16 protein-coding genes and 1 pseudogene are annotated in these 16,783 nt (G+C 55.6%); 10 read left to right on the top strand and 7 right to left on the bottom strand.

The window, feature by feature from the left end; translation table 11 throughout:
- From BZL43_RS24065 to acs, 4 genes are all read right to left on the bottom strand, one after another.
- Complete coding sequence (locus tag BZL43_RS24065; protein WP_095634592.1) at positions 1-699, bottom strand: ABC transporter permease; 699 nt, start codon at positions 697-699, stop codon at positions 1-3.
- Complete coding sequence (locus BZL43_RS24060; protein WP_007904805.1) at positions 696-1,385, bottom strand: ABC transporter permease; 690 nt, start codon at positions 1,383-1,385, stop codon at positions 696-698. The genes BZL43_RS24065 and BZL43_RS24060 overlap by 4 nt, the downstream gene beginning before the upstream one ends.
- Before the next feature lie 90 nt (positions 1,386-1,475).
- A complete protein-coding gene (locus tag BZL43_RS24055) occupies positions 1,476-2,249 on the bottom strand; it encodes an ABC transporter substrate-binding protein (RefSeq protein WP_008009943.1) in 774 nt (257 codons plus the stop codon).
- Positions 2,250-2,918: 669 nt separating this feature from the next.
- Positions 2,919-4,874, bottom strand: a complete 1,956-nt coding sequence (gene acs, locus BZL43_RS24050; RefSeq protein ID WP_095634591.1) for an acetate--CoA ligase — start codon at positions 4,872-4,874, stop codon at positions 2,919-2,921.
- A gap of 551 nt (positions 4,875-5,425) precedes the next feature.
- Here acs and BZL43_RS24045 point away from each other — a divergent pair.
- From BZL43_RS24045 to BZL43_RS24000, 9 genes are all read left to right on the top strand, one after another.
- Positions 5,426-5,689 (top strand): DUF2790 domain-containing protein, encoded by a 264-nt coding sequence (locus BZL43_RS24045; protein WP_095634590.1) that lies wholly within the window; start codon positions 5,426-5,428, stop codon positions 5,687-5,689.
- Positions 5,690-5,876: 187 nt separating this feature from the next.
- Entirely contained in the window at positions 5,877-6,149 is a 273-nt protein-coding gene (locus BZL43_RS24040; protein WP_095634589.1) for a hypothetical protein, read from the top strand.
- A gap of 644 nt (positions 6,150-6,793) precedes the next feature.
- Complete coding sequence (locus tag BZL43_RS24030) at positions 6,794-8,044, top strand: ribonucleotide-diphosphate reductase subunit beta (RefSeq protein WP_007934889.1); 1,251 nt, start codon at positions 6,794-6,796, stop codon at positions 8,042-8,044.
- Positions 8,045-8,403: 359 nt separating this feature from the next.
- Positions 8,404-8,610 carry a hypothetical protein gene (locus BZL43_RS24025; protein ID WP_095634587.1) on the top strand — a complete coding sequence of 69 codons (207 nt, stop codon included), beginning with the start codon at positions 8,404-8,406 and terminating at the stop codon, positions 8,608-8,610.
- Between the two features lie 76 nt (positions 8,611-8,686).
- Entirely contained in the window at positions 8,687-10,174 is a 1,488-nt protein-coding gene (locus BZL43_RS24020) for a hypothetical protein (RefSeq protein ID WP_095634586.1), read from the top strand.
- Positions 10,175-10,187: 13 nt separating this feature from the next.
- The gene (locus BZL43_RS24015) at positions 10,188-11,162 is read left to right on the top strand and encodes a hypothetical protein (RefSeq protein WP_095634585.1); all 975 of its coding nucleotides are present in this window, start codon (positions 10,188-10,190) and stop codon (positions 11,160-11,162) included.
- Entirely contained in the window at positions 11,159-11,728 is a 570-nt protein-coding gene (locus BZL43_RS24010) for a peroxiredoxin (RefSeq protein WP_095634584.1), read from the top strand. Before BZL43_RS24015 ends, BZL43_RS24010 begins: the two co-directional genes overlap by 4 nt.
- 331 nt (positions 11,729-12,059) lie before the next feature.
- Complete coding sequence (locus tag BZL43_RS24005) at positions 12,060-12,773, top strand: HNH endonuclease (protein WP_095634583.1); 714 nt, start codon at positions 12,060-12,062, stop codon at positions 12,771-12,773.
- Positions 12,774-13,088: 315 nt separating this feature from the next.
- Positions 13,089-14,078, top strand: a complete 990-nt coding sequence (locus BZL43_RS24000; protein WP_095634582.1) for a hypothetical protein — start codon at positions 13,089-13,091, stop codon at positions 14,076-14,078.
- Here the strand turns inward: BZL43_RS24000 and BZL43_RS23995 are convergent, their stop codons facing one another.
- The 3 genes and pseudogenes from BZL43_RS23995 to BZL43_RS23990 all read right to left on the bottom strand — a co-directional run bounded on the left by BZL43_RS23995 (position 14,079) and on the right by BZL43_RS23990 (position 15,783).
- A complete protein-coding gene (locus BZL43_RS23995) occupies positions 14,079-14,768 on the bottom strand; it encodes a hypothetical protein (protein ID WP_095634581.1) in 690 nt (229 codons plus the stop codon).
- A gap of 34 nt (positions 14,769-14,802) precedes the next feature.
- Positions 14,803-14,928: pseudogene (locus BZL43_RS28670) on the bottom strand (hypothetical protein); the annotation flags it as partial.
- A 36-nt stretch (positions 14,929-14,964) separates the two neighbouring features.
- Entirely contained in the window at positions 14,965-15,783 is an 819-nt protein-coding gene (locus BZL43_RS23990; RefSeq protein WP_095634580.1) for a sulfite exporter TauE/SafE family protein, read from the bottom strand.
- Between the two features lie 112 nt (positions 15,784-15,895).
- Here BZL43_RS23990 and BZL43_RS23985 point away from each other — a divergent pair, with 112 nt between their 5' ends.
- Positions 15,896-16,663: a helix-turn-helix transcriptional regulator gene (locus BZL43_RS23985; RefSeq protein ID WP_095634579.1), complete on the top strand. Its 768-nt coding sequence runs from the start codon at positions 15,896-15,898 to the stop codon at positions 16,661-16,663.
- Positions 16,664-16,783 lie beyond the last annotated feature (120 nt).

Genomic DNA, 16,783 nt, shown 5'->3' with positions numbered 1-16,783 from the left:
TCAGTGCTTCCGCGGGGCCAGATAGCCCAGCCAGCGCAGCTCGGCCATTTTGAACAGGCGCACCAGAATGAAGGTCAGGCACAGGTAGAACACGCCGGCGGTGATGTAGGCTTCGAACGGCAAGTAGAACTGAGCGTTGACCGTGCGCGCGGCACCGGTGATGTCGATCAGGGTCACGATGGACGCCAGACTGGTGGTCTGCAGCATCATGATCACTTCGTTGCTGTACTGCGGCAGTGCCCGGCGCAGGGCCGATGGCAGCAGGATCCGCTTGTACATTTTGACCCGCGACATGCCCATGGCCTTGGCCGCTTCGATCTCGCCGTTCGGCGTGGCGCGCAGGCTGCCGGCGATGATTTCAGCGGTGTAGGCGCTGGTATTGATAGCGAAGGCCAGGCACGCACAGAACGTGGCACTGGACAGCCATGGCCAGAGGAAGCTTTCGCGTACCGTTTCGAATTGCGCCAGGCCGTAGTAGATCAAAAACAGCTGCACCAGCATCGGCGTGCCGCGGATCACGTAAGTGAACAGCCAGGCACTCATGTTTACCACCGGCTGCTTGGAGACGCGCATCAGCCCCAGCGGCAGGGCCGCCAACAGACCGAAGAACAGCGACAGTGCGAGCAATTTCAGGGTGGTCACCAGGCCGCCGAGGTACAGCGGCAAGGCCTCCCAAATGACGTTGTAGTCGAAGATCATAGATCAGCCGCCCTTACGCCTACCGAGTAGCGCTTCTCAAGGTGACGCAATGCCAGCAACGAGACGCTGGTAATCACCAGGTACATCGCCGCCACTGCGAGGAAGAAGGTGAAAGGCTCGCGGGTAGCATCTGCCGCCTGCTTGGCCTTGAACATCATGTCTTGCAGACCGACCACCGAAATCAGCGCGGTCGCCTTGGTCAACACCAGCCAGTTGTTGGTGAAACCCGGAATCGCCAGACGAATCATCTGCGGCACCAACACCCGGAAGAACACCTGAAAACTGCTCATGCCATATGCCATGCCGGCTTCTGCCTGCCCCTTCGGGATTGCCATGAAGGCCCCCCGGAAAGTTTCCGACAGGTACGCACCGAAGATGAAACCCAGGGTGCCGATACCGGCGGCCAGCGGATTCAGGTCGATGTAATCGTCATAACCGAGCATCGGCGCGACACGGTTGAGCAAGTCCTGGCCGCCATAGAAAATCAGCAGGATCAGTACCAGATCGGGAATACCGCGGATCACCGTGGAGTACAGGTCGCCCAGCCAGGCCAGCCAGCGTATCGGGGACAGACGCAGCGCAACGCCGATCAGCCCCAGAACAATGGCCAGGACCATGGACGACAAGGCGAGCTGAAGCGTCAGCCATGCGCCATCGAGGATGACAGCCCCGTAGCCTTTCAACATGATTCAGGTCCTCGAAAGTTGGGATGAAAAAATGGCGCAAACCTCAGAGATCCTGTTGCTTGCGCCATTTCGCAGGTGTTGCGGGGACGATTACTTGCCGTAGATATCGAAGGCGAAGTATTTGTCCTGGATTTGCTTGTACTTGCCGTTCTCGCGAATGGCCGCGATCGCGGTGTTGATCTTGTCTTTCAGCGCGTCGCCCTTGCGAACTGCGATACCCACGCCGTCGCCGAAGTATTTGACGTCGGTGAAGGCCGGGCCAACGAAGGCGAAACCTTTGCCAGCGTCGGTTTTCAGGAAGCCGTCATCCAGCAGGGTAGCGTCTGCCACGGTGCCGTCGAGGCGACCGGCAGCCACGTCGAGGTAGATTTCGTTCTGCGAACCGTAAGGCTTGATCTCGGCACCCAGCGGGGCCAGGACTTCGCGGGCGAAACGCTCGTGGATCGAACCACGTTGCACGCCAATGTTCTTGCCCTTCAACTCAGCCAGGTTTTCGCTGACCTGAGTACCCGCCTTCATGACCAGGCGAGCCGGGGTGTTGTAGTACTTGTTGGTGAAGTCCACGGACTTCTTGCGGTCTTCGGTGATGGACATGGACGACAGGATCGCATCGATCTTGCGCACTTTGAGTGCCGGGATCAGGCCGTCGAACTCTTGCTCGACCCACACGCACTTGACCTTCATCTCCTCGCACAGGGCATTGCCGATGTCGTAGTCAAAACCCACGATGCTGCCATCCGGCGCTTTGGAGGCGAACGGAGGGTAAGCTGCTTCGATACCGATTTTTACGGGCTTGTCATCGGCGAAGGTCGGCAGGGACAGCACGGACAGCGCCAGGGCGCCAAGCAGCACAAGTTTCTTCATCTTGGGACTCCATCGGTAAAGGGCAAAACGGCAGAGTGAGCAACAGCCCAATATGCGAATGGGTTAAACCGCAAAGCGGTGCTGCGTCCTAGGAACCATGCGCTGATTTCAACACAGGCAACGACGAGCGAGTGATCGGCATTCTAACGACAGGCCCGAAGCCGATATTTCTTCAATGCGACAACAAATTACAGATGCACCGAGAAAGCCGCTTGAGCGCATTGACAGCCTTGCAATTTCATGCAAGAGCAAAAGACAGTGAACCGATCTATATTGCAAATTGCGGGCCTATTATTGGCAAACCCTTCTAATCCGGCAAGCGCAGCGTGGCGTCTTATTTTTCAGGCCGGATTGAAGGGCCCTGAAACGGGGCGTTGCGTTTCCCAATGCCTCGTTATTGGACGAGCGGTTACACATTAAGTTACTTGAAGCGGGATGGGTAACAGTGGGAATGGGCCTACGGCGGATACCGATAATTATTGGCACTCCCGCTGATCATTCCCGCGCTCCGCGTGGGAATGCATCCCGTGACGCTCTGCGTCACAGCGTCAACGGCGGACGCGGAGCGACCATGGCGGCATTCCCACGCAGAGCATGGGAACGATCAATACGAAAAAACCCCACCAGGCTCAACACCTGGTGGGGCTTCGATGACTCAGGAATCGGCGCTTACGCGACGTTCATGGTCTTGTGCGTATCAATCAGATGCTGCACCACACCCGGATCGGCCAGGGTCGAAATATCCCCCAACCCATCGTATTCGGCCGTCGCAATCTTGCGCAGAATCCGGCGCATGATCTTGCCCGAACGGGTTTTCGGCAGGCCCGGCGCCCACTGGATCACATCCGGCGAAGCAATCGGACCGATCTCCTTGCGCACCCAGTTTTTCAACTCCAGACGCAATTGCTCGGTCGGCTCTTCGCCAGCATTCAAGGTGACGTAAACATAAATGCCCTGCCCCTTGATGTCATGCGGCACACCGACCACCGCCGCTTCGGCGACTTTCGGGTGCGCGACCATCGCGCTTTCGATCTCGGCGGTGCCCATGCGGTGGCCGGATACGTTGAGCACGTCATCCACGCGACCGGTGATCCAGTAATAACCGTCCGCATCGCGACGCGCACCGTCACCGGTGAAATACATGCCACGGAACGTCTTGAAGTAGGTGTCAACGAAGCGGTCATGGTCGCCAAACAGCGTACGCGCCTGGCCTGGCCACGAATCGAGAATCACCAGGTTACCCTCGGCCTCGCCTTCGACGATGTTGCCCAGGTTATCCACCAGCGCTGGCACCACGCCGAAGAACGGACGCGCCGCAGAACCCGGCTTGAGGGCGTGAGCGCCCGGCAACGGGCTCATCATGTTGCCGCCGGTTTCGGTCTGCCACCAGGTATCGACGATCGGGCAACGAGACTTGCCGACATTCTTGTAGTACCAGTCCCAGGCTTCCGGGTTGATCGGCTCGCCCACCGAACCCAACAGGCGCAGGCTGCTGCCATCGGCGCCTTCAACGGCGGCGGTGCCCGAGGCCATCATCGCGCGGATCGCGGTCGGTGCGGTGTAAAGGATGTTGACCTTGTGCTTGTCGACGATCTTCGCCACCCGGGTGATGTCCGGGTAGTTCGGCACGCCTTCGAACAGCAGCGTGGTCGCGCCGTTGGCCAGCGGTCCGTAGACGATATATGAGTGACCAGTGACCCAGCCGACGTCGGCGGTGCACCAGTAAATTTCGCCCGGACGATAATCGAACACACGCTCGTGGGTCATCGCCGCATACAGCAGGTAACCGCCGGTGGTGTGCTGCACGCCCTTCGGCTTGCCGGTGGAACCGGAGGTGTAAAGGATGAACAGCGCTTCTTCAGCGCCCATCTCTTTGGGTGCACACACGGTGCCCGCCACTTTCATCAGGTCCTCGAACCAGATGTCGCGGTGCTGGTTCCACTTGATGTCGCCACCCGTGCGCTTGCACACGATGACTTTCTGGATGCTGCTGGTTTCCGGGTTGGTCAGCGCGTCGTCGACGTTGGCCTTCAGCGGAATCTTTTTGCCAGCCCGTACGCCTTCGTCAGCGGTGATCACCACTTTGGATTTGCAGTCGATGATGCGGCCGGCCAGGGCTTCTGGCGAGAAACCGCCGAACACCACCGAGTGAATTGCGCCGATCCGGGCGCAGGCCAGCATGGCGACCACGGCTTCGGGGATCATCGGCATATAGATCGTCACCACGTCGCCGCGATGCACATCCTGGCCGCGCAAGGCGTTGGCGAACTTGCAGACTTGTTCGTGCAGCTCGCGGTAAGTGATGTTGCGGCTTTCGGCAGGGTCATCCCCTTCCCAAATGATCGCGATTTGATCGCCGCGTTCGGCCAGATGACGGTCGAGGCAATTGTAGGAAACGTTCAGCGTGCCGTCGGCAAACCATTTGATGTCGACGTGGTGATCGTCGAAGGACGTCTGCTTCACCGTGGTGAAAGGCTTGATCCAGTCCAGGCGCTTGGCTTGTTCACGCCAGAAGCCGTCCGGGTTGACGACCGACTGCTGGTACATGGCCTTATAGGTGGCCTCGTCAGTCAGCGTGTTGGCTAGAACCTCGGGACGAACGGGATACAAAGAAGCCGCACTCATCTTTCTTACCTCGGTGGAATAGTTGTTTTTGTATGGCTTCAGTTGTAGCCGGGCCGGGCCTATAGAACCATTCGACGATGGTAGTAACAAGCCCCTACAAATTATCGTGGATACCCCGAAACCCCACTTCTACGCCTATCCCAGACAATGCCGGTAACGCGCCCTGTAGCAGCTGGCGAAGCCTGCGTTCGGCTGCGCAGCAGTCGCAATTCGGTAAACGCCAAATTAGCTGACATACCGCACTGGCTGGTTTTACGACTGCTGCGCAGCCGAACGCAGCCTTCGCCCGCTGCTACAAATCATGCGTCGCAGTAAAACGGATGCCTTGCCTTTTTGGGGATTGTTACCAAATCCGCCAAAAGTGTTTATCAAAAGCACGGCTATATGCACGCCACCCCCAGGCTTAAAATCGATCTCGCCAACACGGCAACGTGATTAACCCAGTTGCAGCCCCCACGAAGGCAGTTAATCCAAGACTCTTTATTAAAGCGCCACACGCAATCCAAAAAAGATTGCGCGACCCCATTCGACTTCAGAAAGGTAAATTTGAAATGAAAGCTTTATGGGTTCTGGTCCTCGGCAGTCTGTGCTTAACCGCCATGGCGGATGAGGTCCCGACTGATGTCGCACAGCAAAAACCCGCCATTGAGGAATACACCTACTCCACCCACCTGGACATCGCCAAAGTCATATCGATGAGCGAAATCCCGAATGTCTGCGAAGTGGTTCCGGCCAAAATGGAATACGACGATTCCAAAGGCCAGCGGCACATTCTGCGCTACAGCGTCATGGGCAACGGCTGCACTAACGGCTGATCCGCCCCCCCTTTATTTATCAAGGCTCGATCCATCCGCCCGCTTTGAAGGCAGATGAAGCGCCGAGCATTAAATCGATAAATACGATTGCTTTAAGCGTTTATTTGCGATTTTTAATCAAATTAGTTGGCGTAGGATGAATTCCACGCCCAAGGCACACAACGCCAACGAACCTGGAGATACCACCATGAAAACCAAACTGATCTTCGCCCTGACCCTTTCCGTTCTGGCCGCCAACACTTTCGCCGCCGATGGCTACGACCACACCGGCTCGGCCGCTTTCACTCAAGCGGCTGTCGTTTCTGACGGTTATGACCACACGGGTTCGGCTTCTTTCGCCTCCGATGGTTCTGATCACACCGGCGCTGCCAGGGTTGCTGCAGACGGCTTTGATCACACCGGCGCTGCCAAGGTCGCCGCCGACGGTTCTGATCACGTCGGCGCTGGTCGTCTCAGCTGAAAATCGAAAACGCCCTCATAGCCCGACTTCGGTCGGGCTTAGTTGTGTCTGGAGTGGTCAGAAATCGACCAAAACCACTACATGTAGTAAAAACCGCCGTTTCTGGTTGTTTTTTGAGCAGTCTATTCCAAGAACATTTTCAGCCAAAAACTGCACACAATCCCACCCACAAAAACGCTGAAAGGCCCGCCCCACCTGGCCTGCAACATAACAGCAGACCCTAATCGCGCGAACACCCAGCCCTCACCGTCAAAAACCAGCCAAAACAGGCGAAAAAAAAACTTCCTCCGCCAAAGCCCTGTAAACCCTCGCTCCAACCTGAAAACGCCCCTCACCGACCGCTCCGGGTGCCATTTCGCCGCACCACGGGGGCGAAAATTTCCTTATAATGCGCACTTAAACGGGCCTGCAATATTCCCTTACAGAGGTGAAAAGCCAGTCTGAAGCCCACGCAGAGCGGTCACGTTTTCTGCACCCCTCAGCGGCTTCGGAACACCCGTACAAAATTCTGTTTATTGCCTGCGTTGTACTGCTGCAAAAAACGATTTCCTTTAGATCCAACGCGGCCAGAAACGGCTGTGTGAAAAACCAACCTATCAGTTTTCACACGGGCAATCTGGCCCTCACGCAGGAGACGACACGTCATGCTGAGCTGGGACGAATTCGACAAAGAAGATGACGGCGAAGTCGCTGTAAAAGGCGCCAATGCCGGCCACGCTTCTGAAGCCAACATGGACCGCCTCGACAGCGCCGGTGGTGCCGCCGCTCAAGAGGCCCGCGCCGTGACCGCGACGGACTCCGCCGCGATCGCCCGCGCCAAGGCTGCCCTGGACTCCCTCGACGTCGCCGAAGGCCTCGCCGAACTGGAAGGCGCCTCCGCCCGTGTAGCTGTCGATGAAAAGCGCATGATCAACTGCCGCGCCGACCTCAACCAGCTCGTCCCATTCAAATACGACTGGGCATGGCAGAAGTACCTGGACGGCTGCGCAAACCACTGGATGCCGCAAGAAGTCAACATGACCGCCGACATCGCCCTCTGGAAAAACCCGGAAGGCCTGACCGACGACGAGCGCCGCATCGTGATGCGCAACCTCGGCTTCTTCTCCACCGCCGACTCCCTGGTTGCCAACAACTTGGTCCTGGCCGTGTACCGCCTGATCACCAACCCGGAATGCCGCCAGTACATCCTGCGCCAGGCCTTCGAAGAGGCGATCCACACCCACGCCTACCAGTACTGCATCGAATCGTTGGCCATGGATGAAGGCGAAATCTTCAACATGTACCACGAGATCCCATCGGTCGCGAAAAAAGCCACTTGGGGCCTGAAATACACCCGTTCGATCTCCGATCCGAAGTTCGAAACCGGCACCGTCGAAACCGACAAAGAGCTGCTGCGCAACCTGATCGCCTACTACTGCGTTCTGGAAGGCATCTTCTTCTACTGCGGCTTCACCCAAATCCTCTCCATGGGCCGCCGCAACAAAATGACCGGCGTCGCCGAGCAGTTCCAGTACATCCTGCGCGACGAATCCATGCACCTGAACTTCGGCATCGACGTGATCAACCAGATCAAAATCGAAAACCCGCATTTGTGGGATGCTGAAATGAAGGAAGAAGCGAGCCAGATGATTCTGCAAGGGACTCAGCTGGAGATTGAATACGCACGGGACACCATGCCTCGCGGCGTGTTGGGCATGAATGCGGCGATGATGGAGGATTACCTCAAGTTTATTGCTAACCGTCGGTTGTCGCAGATTGGGTTGAAAGAGGAATACCCAGGGACTACGAACCCGTTCCCTTGGATGAGCGAGATTATGGACTTGAAGAAAGAGAAGAATTTCTTTGAGACGAGAGTTATTGAGTATCAGACGGGTGGGGCGTTGAGCTGGGATTGATTTTTGGGACCTAGCCACGGCCGGTTGTGATCTGAATCGGCAGATTGGAAAAATCAAAAAGCCCTGACTTGTTCAGGGCTTTTTAGTTTGGGAAGAAGAGCGCACGCCCCTCATAGCCGTTACCGAAGGCTACGTCCGAGCCGGGGTCGCGCCCGACCAAAGCCCTCGTAAAACCAAACACCCCCGCCGTTGGTCCGAGAAGGGTTCATGATCCATGAAACGGAACTATCGTTTTTTATTACATCGTATGAATACGTTCCTTTCAGGCACGCGTTCATGATTGATGCCAAGGCGCTCAAGGAGCAGAGCCATCCATGTGCGCATATTATTTCCAATGACCTGCTAGAAGGAGCAAAGCCATGTCTGGAAAATACAATGCGGAAAGTACGGAGACAGAACTCCAGATCTTCTCGAAACAATCGGATAATCCCGTAGTCCTGAAAGGCAATCTGACTTCCCTGCACGACAAACCGGAAAAAATCCATCAGTTACTGGATATCCTCGAACTACCGAAAGGAACCGAAGTTCGAGTCATCACCAAGGCTGCATCAGTCATCGTGCGCTAACCCAAGCGCCCTTGCACAAGTGCTTGTCACTTGTGCAAGGAAGTGCAGCGAACAAGAAGCCAAAGGGTTAAAGATCATGCAAAGCAAGGAAGCCACCAGTCTTGTCAGCGAGCGCTTAAAAGATAACGTCTCTGTGGTGTTCTCGAACGACAAGACAACAATTACATACGCGCTGTGGGAAGTGAAACTTCCTGTCAGTTGGGTGAACGCTCGACCCGTCATAAAAGACCTGCTTGATCGACGTATATCCCGCGCCCAAGCACTGGAGAATCCGATGGCCAATGCGCTGGTAAATCTGCTCAGCGCACAGGGCTGTTTCACATCGATTGAAAAAACGCACTATTCTCTTAAAGAAATAAAAGCGCTGTTTGATCCGCTTCGTTCCGAATGGTACGCAACCTATTATGCCCATCTCATCTGGGAACAAATAAGAACCGGAAAGTCCAACCGCAATGTATTGTTGGCCTGGTTAATACACAATTATCACATCTCTCGCGCCGCTGGCATTGTAGCGGCCCGAATGGCGGCCTTGGGAAAAGAAACAATCTCGACTCAATTCTTTCAACAGGATGCACTGGAAGAATATTGGCACTGTGATGCGTTCTACTCTCTGGATACGCCCTTGCTGCAAGGCGTAAGTCTGGATGATGTGAAATCCTATGTGCCTCTGCCTAGTTCGCTGGCATTTGAAGAGCACTGCCTGCAAGTCGCGGAAACCGATCCATTAGGACATTTATTGATCGCCTACTTTCAAGAGTCGAGCATCGCTTTCGCCAGCGCCAGCAACGATTTCTATCAAATCGTAGAGGATCAATATGACATCAAAGGTTTATTCAATACCTGGAAACAACATATCCAGATAGACGTCAACCATGGCCATGCCGAGGGGCTCGGTCAATTATTGGACTCCGCTGCCGAAGTGGAAGCAGCTGTATTGGAGCGCGCGTTACGCAATGCCTGGCTCGGCTTCTATTTTCTATGTTGTAGCCTGGACGACATTCAACAGGAGCAGCACGGCGATGAAATATACCTGCGACTACCGGTTGAGCAGAATGCAGCCCGCAATCTCCCTAACTTGTGGGAAGCGCTGACCAGCCATCTCGGCACGGAAAAGTTTCCCCAGACGGCCCGCTTGCGCGATGTCGATCAGGCTTTTCTAGTCGACGGATTATGCAAGAGTGCTTTTCGGGCGCTCGGCTTTGCTCGCGACCACGATCAGATCATCGCCTGCGGGGGAGTTGCTACAGCTTTCTCCCGGCATGCCAAGCCAAGCGAATCCGACAATCCGCTCAATCCATGGTCGCTGGCCATCACCAACCACTTGTTGGAAGCCGCCAACTGCCCCGCCACTTGGTTGATGCTGACTAGCCTGTTAGGCGAACGACTCACCCAGTTCAAGTTGACTGATGCAGTGAGAACCTGCATCGAACAGGCTCTGCGCGGCTGCGTAGTGAGTAGCTCAAGCTGCCCTTTACCTTTAACGGCGTTGCGCCAGCTAGACGAACTTATCGTCCGCTGGCTTGGCAGTCGCGATCTGATGCCGCACAGGTTGTTACAGATATAGGACGGGGTCAGCAATGTCGCACTTCTCTCTCCATGGACAGTACCGCGTACAAAGCCGGCGAGACTATGCCACATCAGCACTGGAAGGTGAGTGGTATGTTGGCCCGGGTGTGCTGGGCAATGCGGGTATCAATGAGGCATTACGGGCCCATCCGTTCTGGACTGGTCAGGTACAGGTGGCGTTGCGGCCCGCGCTAATCAGTCAACGTTTCGGCAAATTCGCCTCCGAGCCGGACATTCTCTACAAGCATGACCTGTTCATCCCCGCCCCCGACAGCGATGCCATGCTGGAAAATATTGTCGATGTGCTTAAGTCGTGGCAGAACTGGATCCAGCGAAAAAAATTTGTCCAGACGCTGTTCTGTGCTGAAGACTATCAGCACGCCATGGGGCATTTAAGCGACTTGCAAACGACCATCGCCAATGAATATATCGTGCATGAGGCCGGGCACTTCATCGCCTATGATGTTTTTACCAAACAGAACGATGGTTATTTCGCACCCGGCGGAAAAACCCTGTGGCCGCTTATCTACCTTGAAGAATTCCGCGCGGATTTGAATGCTTTCGGATTTGCGGTAAAACTGCTAGCACCTGAACAGGCTGTACAAATCTTCCTGTATAACTTGCTACTTCGCTTTGGCGTTCATCGCCAGGGCATATTGACCCTGCACAGTGCACCTTACGGACTGATACCTTATCTCTTGTTCTGTTTACTGAACGAGCTTGGCTTTATTGCAGTTATTAATGTGCACGGGCGTTATTGTTTCAGGTTAAGCAACCTTCATACAACAACCCTCCTCGGCTTAATGCAAGACTGTGCCCATCATGCAAAAGTACAATTGAACACAGCGGAAATGGCCACCACCCGTTCATGGGAGCGGGCTCTCGCCGCGGCGAGTTACGTTCGGAATCGGTTGGAACAATATGAAAAGACCAGGCAATTCGCATTGGTAATGAACCAGCCTGCAACAGGCAAGGAACAAGCATGACTAACCAACAACCTAATCCCTATACGCTTCCTCCTGACTTGCCTGTCCCGCAGGATGACGGTGCGTGTGATCATCTAGCGAGAATGCGGTTGCCGGAAATCGAATTGACGTCCACAGAGGGCAAACTCTGGAATCTGGCTAAACACTCTGGGAAAACAATAGTCTATATCTACCCGGCCACCGGCGTACCTGGCAAAGATCCCATACCAGATTGGGATGCTATTCCAGGGGCACCGGGTTGCACCTTGCAGTCACTGGGCTTTGGCGAGCGTTACGAGCAGTTTAAGAAGATGGGGTATCAGGTATTCGGTGTCAGCGCACAGAGTGCGGCAGAACAGATCGAGTTCAAGCAACGAACAAAGCTACCCTTCATACTCTTGAACGATTCAAACTTCATTCTGCGAGACAAACTAAGCCTGCCCACATTTCAAGCGTACGGCCAATTGTTTTACAAGCGTTTAGCTCTGATATTAGAAGATGGAAAAATCAGACAGGTGTTTTACCCAGTATTCCCACCGGATCAATGCGCAACCAAAGTACTAGCATGGCTGGAGAGCAACGAGTAGAGGCTGTTTAAACAGTAGCGGGCAGTACGCCAACTTCGTACAACTGAGCCGTTAGCAACCTTGGCGCCCTTGGCGCCGGTACGGATGCGAGTAGTCAGCCAAGCTGGACGGATCGGCCCATATCGAGTCTGTTGCATTGGCAGGATGAAGGTTGAATTCTGCTGCGGGATATGTGGAGGTGTTTCAGTCTTCGAAGCATTCGGTGGGTCAGAGCAACGGTGTGTTTGTAGGATCGCTTGAGCGATACGTCGGTCTTTTCTGTAGGAATTTTCGTAGACAGGTGTAATGGCCACTCAGTATCGTCCGAGGGTTTCCAACCCTCGGCGATTGTATGAGCGTAAAGAAGAAAGACAGCGACTGGAGCGTTTCTGAGATTAGGGCTGCGGTGGATGCCTATCTGAAGATGCTCGCGCTAGAACTAAGTGGCCAGACATTCGTTAAGACGGCGGAAAATCTTGCGCTGCGCGAAACAGCCTTACCCACCCGCACCAAGGGATCTGTCGAATTCCGGATGCAGAACATCTCTACGATTTTGATGGAGATGGATCGGGAATTTATCAAGGGATACAAGCCTGCCAGAAACGTTGGCTCAAATGTTGAGCAGTTAATTCGAGCTGCGCTTACTGAAAGAGGCATTCAACCTGGTGACCCCAGCGCTCCGACAGCTGATGAAGAAACGCTAGAACGTCGCGCTGCTGCGCTCCAAAAGCAAAAGATAAAAGAACCGCCAAAGGGCATTAAGAAACCGAAGCGAGCGGCAAGCTCTCGCACGGCATACGTACGTGATCCCGAAGTCAGAGCCTGGGTTCGAAATGAAGCCGAAGGTCATTGCGACGGCTGTGGCGAGCCCGCTCCGTTTCAAAAGCTTGGTTTGCCTTACCTGGAAGTCCACCACGTTAAGCCGCTCGCCGAAAAAGGCTCGGATCAAGTCACCAACGCTGTAGCGTTGTGCCCGAACTGTCATCGGAGCTGCCACCATTCCGACAAAAAAAATGAGCTCACAGCGTTACTTTATAAGCAGGTCGCGCGGCTAATTCCCGAGTGATTAAACGGGGACTGTGGCGAGGGAGCTTGCTCCCGTTCGGCTGCGAAGCAGTCGCCAAGCAAACAACTCGTTATACCTGACCTGCCGCGTTTGCCGGTTTTGGGGCCGCTTCGCGACCCAACGGGGGCAAGCCCCCTCGCCACAGGGATGATTTCAGGCTTGAATGGCTGTGGTGAATTTGAGAATCGCGGGCAAGCCCGCTCCCACAGGATTGGTGTGTTGCCACAGATTTTGCGCTGTGTTGAAAACAGTCAGTGCAACCCGCCCCGCCTCCCGCTATTAATACCCTTCCCCACTCAAGGACCCGAGCCCAGCATGAAATTCGACCTCGCCTACTGCCTCAGCCTCGACGACAAGCTGTCGATCTATGACGTGCGGGATTTGAATTTCGACGAGACCATGGATTTCGACTCCGCCAAAGAACACTTCCAGTGCCCCAACGATGCCTGCCGTTCGGCGTTTGATGCGGCCAACGTGTTGGGGACGTTCAACGCCAAGAATGTGAATTACGTGCGCACGCCGCACTTCAAGAACATACCCAGCACGCGGCATGTCGAGGGTTGTCCTTATGTCAGTCTGAAGACGCCGGCGTCGGGGCTGGAGGCGGATGGTGTGGAATCGGATGACAGTCGGGAGGAGCATTTTCCGTCGGAGTTGTTGCTGACTCGGCGTGAGTATGCGCGTAAGCCGTCAAACCCGGCGGAGGCGGCGGATGTTGTGCGCAATGAGCCGCGAGTTTCTTCAGCGGCCAGTAACGTCGAGCACCCGAGCCGGGAGTCGGCGCCGGACAAGACCAGTGTCTTCGCCCATCCGGTGGAGTGTTTTGTGTCGAACTTCGAGGACAAGGAGCTGCTCAAGCGCATGCCCCTGAAGATTGGCGAGCACTCGGCGCCTTATGGGTCGTTCTTCAAGAAGATTGAGTATTTGCAGGACAACAAGGGGCTGATTTACTGGGGCAAGATCAAGGAGATCAAGGACTACACCCAGAGTTTTCGTATCGATTTCGAGCAGAAGGTCTGGTTCAAGCAACCGGACGAGGCGAAGAAGAAGCCTTATTCGGTGAACGTTTATTTGAGCAAGAAGCTGATCGACAACTACCGCAAGCGCAAGGCGTTTCTGGAAGAGATCAAGCACGCGGTCGACAGTGACGCCGAGTTGTATTGCTTCTTTTATGGGGTGACGCCGGAGTTGAAGCAGGTGCCGAGCAAGAAAAACCCCGAACAGACGTTCGGGGTGTTCAGTGCCAACATCGAGAATCTGGATCACTTCCTTATTCGTGAAGCGCCGGGGTTGGCGGAGAAGTAATCAGTTTTGCTGAAGCTGATTCTCCAAATCCCGAATTTCCTGCTTCACCTCTTTAAGTCGATCACGTGCAGCCTGAATACTTTGCTCATCAACCCCGCAATACTGACGTAACCAGTGAACCATCATCTCTTCGCTCGGGAAGTAATAGTCTTTATGACCTTTACTGCCTTTGAGGAAGTTGTTCATCCGCGCGTCGAAGCGGCCGGCCGCATACTCATCCGGCGGTAAGGTGCCCCACTCCGCAGCGCAATCCTGGAAGATCCAGGCGATCTCGTCGATGTGCTTTTGCGCACCGCGATGACGGCGTTTATACAGTCGGTACTCGCGATTGCTTTCCTCAAAGCGCTCCATCATTGGCTTATCTTCGGCCCAGCGAAGGATGTCGTGCTGCCCCGCATGATGGATCAGGCCGTTTATCCATCGCTCGGAAAAACGTTGAACAAAACCTGCGACATCGGCCTTTTTCGCGTCCGCGAAAATCATGCAATAACGGGTTTGCACATGGATGACAAATAACACGTGCTTGCGTTGAACGGTGATTGCATGGACCAGCCACTGTTCGGTGGACTCAACTGACTCGTCGTCTTCGATAACAGGCGATGGCGGTTTCTCCACCGGAGTGATTTTCTTGCCCTTGCTCACGCGACTGAAGAAGTCACTGGCCGCTTCAGTGCAGTTGAAGATCAACATCCTTGGTCCTTTTGGTTCATGTAGTGAAGGACACTCAGTCCTGGCTCACGATCTCGTCAACCCATTCAAGCTCATAGGGTTGGCGAACAACTTCCGAAATGTAGTCCAGCGCATGTTCGCTGAGAACTGATAATTCGGCGTCGGTCAGCAAGTCGTGCATGGCCTATTCTTGCGAATGAGCCGACTGATTCCAACCTCACTTGGCGCACATACTCAGCATCACCAAAACCAGCAAACCAATATAAACCCGCGCATGTATTTGGTCCGGTATCCGCCCGATCCACGGCGTCGCCAGGCGAATCCCCACCAGCGATCCAGCCGTCAGCACCGCAAACGCCAGCACATCCACATAACCGACAAACCACGCCCCCAGATCAAACTCGGCAAAACCCGCCATCGCCATGTAAGTCAGCGTCCCGGCCAGTGCAACCGGCAGACTCAACGGATTGGCCATGGACGTCGACTGGGACATGCTCAGCCCACAACGCCGCAGCAAGGGCACGGTCATGACGCTGCCGCCCACGCCGAGGAACGTGGCGATGCTGCCGATGCCTACACCGCCGCCCGACACTTCTGCCCTGCCCAATCGCCGTGGGATGACGGCGTCGGACTGTGTAAGAAAACCGCGTCGGAACAAGCAGTCCAGAATCGTCACGCCGAGGTAGGCGATGAAGGCAAAACGGATCAGTTCGCCACTCGCCCACATCGCTGCAACGGCGCCGACGATCGCGCCCAAACCGATGAACCCGCCCAACGGCCACAGGTAATGGCGAATGAGATTACCGGCGCGGTGATGCTTTTCGGTAGCGATCAGGGCGTTGACGATCATCACGCAGGTCGAGGTGGCCACGGCGATGTGCATCGCCGATTGACTGATGGGGGCGTCGGCGCCGTGGCTGGCGGTGAGCATGCGGTACAGCAGGGGCACGACGACGAAGCCGCCGCCGAAGCCGAACAGCACGGCGGTGGCGCCGGTCATGCAGCCGAAGAGTGCCAGCAAGAGGTAGAAGAACATCGCGCATCGTCCGTTGGTTGAGAGTGGCCGACGATAGGGCGATGAGGCTTGGCCTGCTTCAGCAAGTCGGCCAATAATGTTTGCGTTTACGCCAACCGTTGGGTGCCGCTCGATGCGCAATGTTTCGATTGATCTGCTGGATGACACGCCGCGACCGGTGGTGGCCCTCGGCACGGATTACCCCGACGGGCAGCTGTTGCCGCGCCATACCCATCGAAGGGCGCAATTGCTGTACGGCGCTACCGGGGTGATGCAGGTGAGCACGCACGACGGCAATTGGGTGGTACCGCCGCAGCGGGCGGTGTGGATTCCGCCGGGGGTGGCGCATGAGGTGTTGATGCTGGGGGTGAGCACGCGCAGCTTGTACATCGAACCGGGGGCGGTTGATCTGGGCAATCGCTGTCAGGTAATCAATGTTTCGCCGCTGATGCGACATTTGCTGATGGAGTCGGTAGAGGTTGCGCTGGAATACGACGAGGCCGGACGCGACGGTGCACTGATCGACTTGCTGCTGCATGAATTGGCCCGTAGCGCTCACTTGCCGTTGCACATTCCGCTGCCTGTGGATACGCGACTGCTGGGGTTGTGCCAGACGTTTCTCCAGCAACCGAACGCTCATCAAACGCCGCAACACTGGGCTGACCAGTTGCATATCAGTTTGCGTACTTTCAATCGTTTATTCCGCCAGCAGACTGGGCTGAGTTTCAGCCAATGGCGGCAGCGGGCCTGTGTGGTGCTGGCTTTGGCGCGGCTGGCGGTGGGCACGCCGGTGACGCGGATTGCCCTGGATTTTGGCTATGACAGCCCGGCAGCGTTCTCGACGATGTTTCGTCGCGTGCTGGGGCAGGCACCGTCCGTTTGGTTGGAGGGGGCGAAATAGCGAGTTCGCTGCAAGCGCAGAAACCTAATGAAATGGCTACCCCCGCCTCCCCCCCCCTGTGATCGCCCACTAAGCTTTCACCGGGGGCTCATCGGAGATCATTGCCATGAACAACGTAGC

The organism is Pseudomonas sp. PICF141 (assembly GCF_002286815.1).
Taxonomy (GTDB): domain Bacteria; phylum Pseudomonadota; class Gammaproteobacteria; order Pseudomonadales; family Pseudomonadaceae; genus Aquipseudomonas.
The sequence above is the reverse complement of the archived record's forward strand: the minus strand, read 5'-3'. Positions and strand labels throughout refer to the sequence as shown.

Coding starts and splice junctions, on each gene's coding strand:
- acs (WP_095634591.1), bottom strand. CDS start 4,874: ATGAGTGCGGCTTCTTTGTATCCCGTTCGTCCCGAGGTTCTAGCCAAC.
- BZL43_RS24055 (WP_008009943.1), bottom strand. CDS start 2,249: ATGAAGAAACTTGTGCTGCTTGGCGCCCTGGCGCTGTCCGTGCTGTCC.
- BZL43_RS24045 (WP_095634590.1), top strand. CDS start 5,426: ATGAAAGCTTTATGGGTTCTGGTCCTCGGCAGTCTGTGCTTAACCGCC.
- BZL43_RS24005 (WP_095634583.1), top strand. CDS start 12,060: ATGAGCGTAAAGAAGAAAGACAGCGACTGGAGCGTTTCTGAGATTAGG.
- BZL43_RS24060 (WP_007904805.1), bottom strand. CDS start 1,385: ATGTTGAAAGGCTACGGGGCTGTCATCCTCGATGGCGCATGGCTGACG.
- BZL43_RS24025 (WP_095634587.1), top strand. CDS start 8,404: ATGTCTGGAAAATACAATGCGGAAAGTACGGAGACAGAACTCCAGATC.
- BZL43_RS24030 (WP_007934889.1), top strand. CDS start 6,794: ATGCTGAGCTGGGACGAATTCGACAAAGAAGATGACGGCGAAGTCGCT.
- BZL43_RS23985 (WP_095634579.1), top strand. CDS start 15,896: ATGCGCAATGTTTCGATTGATCTGCTGGATGACACGCCGCGACCGGTG.
- BZL43_RS23990 (WP_095634580.1), bottom strand. CDS start 15,783: ATGTTCTTCTACCTCTTGCTGGCACTCTTCGGCTGCATGACCGGCGCC.
- BZL43_RS24010 (WP_095634584.1), top strand. CDS start 11,159: ATGACTAACCAACAACCTAATCCCTATACGCTTCCTCCTGACTTGCCT.
- BZL43_RS24020 (WP_095634586.1), top strand. CDS start 8,687: ATGCAAAGCAAGGAAGCCACCAGTCTTGTCAGCGAGCGCTTAAAAGAT.
- BZL43_RS24040 (WP_095634589.1), top strand. CDS start 5,877: ATGAAAACCAAACTGATCTTCGCCCTGACCCTTTCCGTTCTGGCCGCC.
- BZL43_RS23995 (WP_095634581.1), bottom strand. CDS start 14,768: ATGTTGATCTTCAACTGCACTGAAGCGGCCAGTGACTTCTTCAGTCGC.
- BZL43_RS24015 (WP_095634585.1), top strand. CDS start 10,188: ATGTCGCACTTCTCTCTCCATGGACAGTACCGCGTACAAAGCCGGCGA.
- BZL43_RS24000 (WP_095634582.1), top strand. CDS start 13,089: ATGAAATTCGACCTCGCCTACTGCCTCAGCCTCGACGACAAGCTGTCG.
- BZL43_RS24065 (WP_095634592.1), bottom strand. CDS start 699: ATGATCTTCGACTACAACGTCATTTGGGAGGCCTTGCCGCTGTACCTC.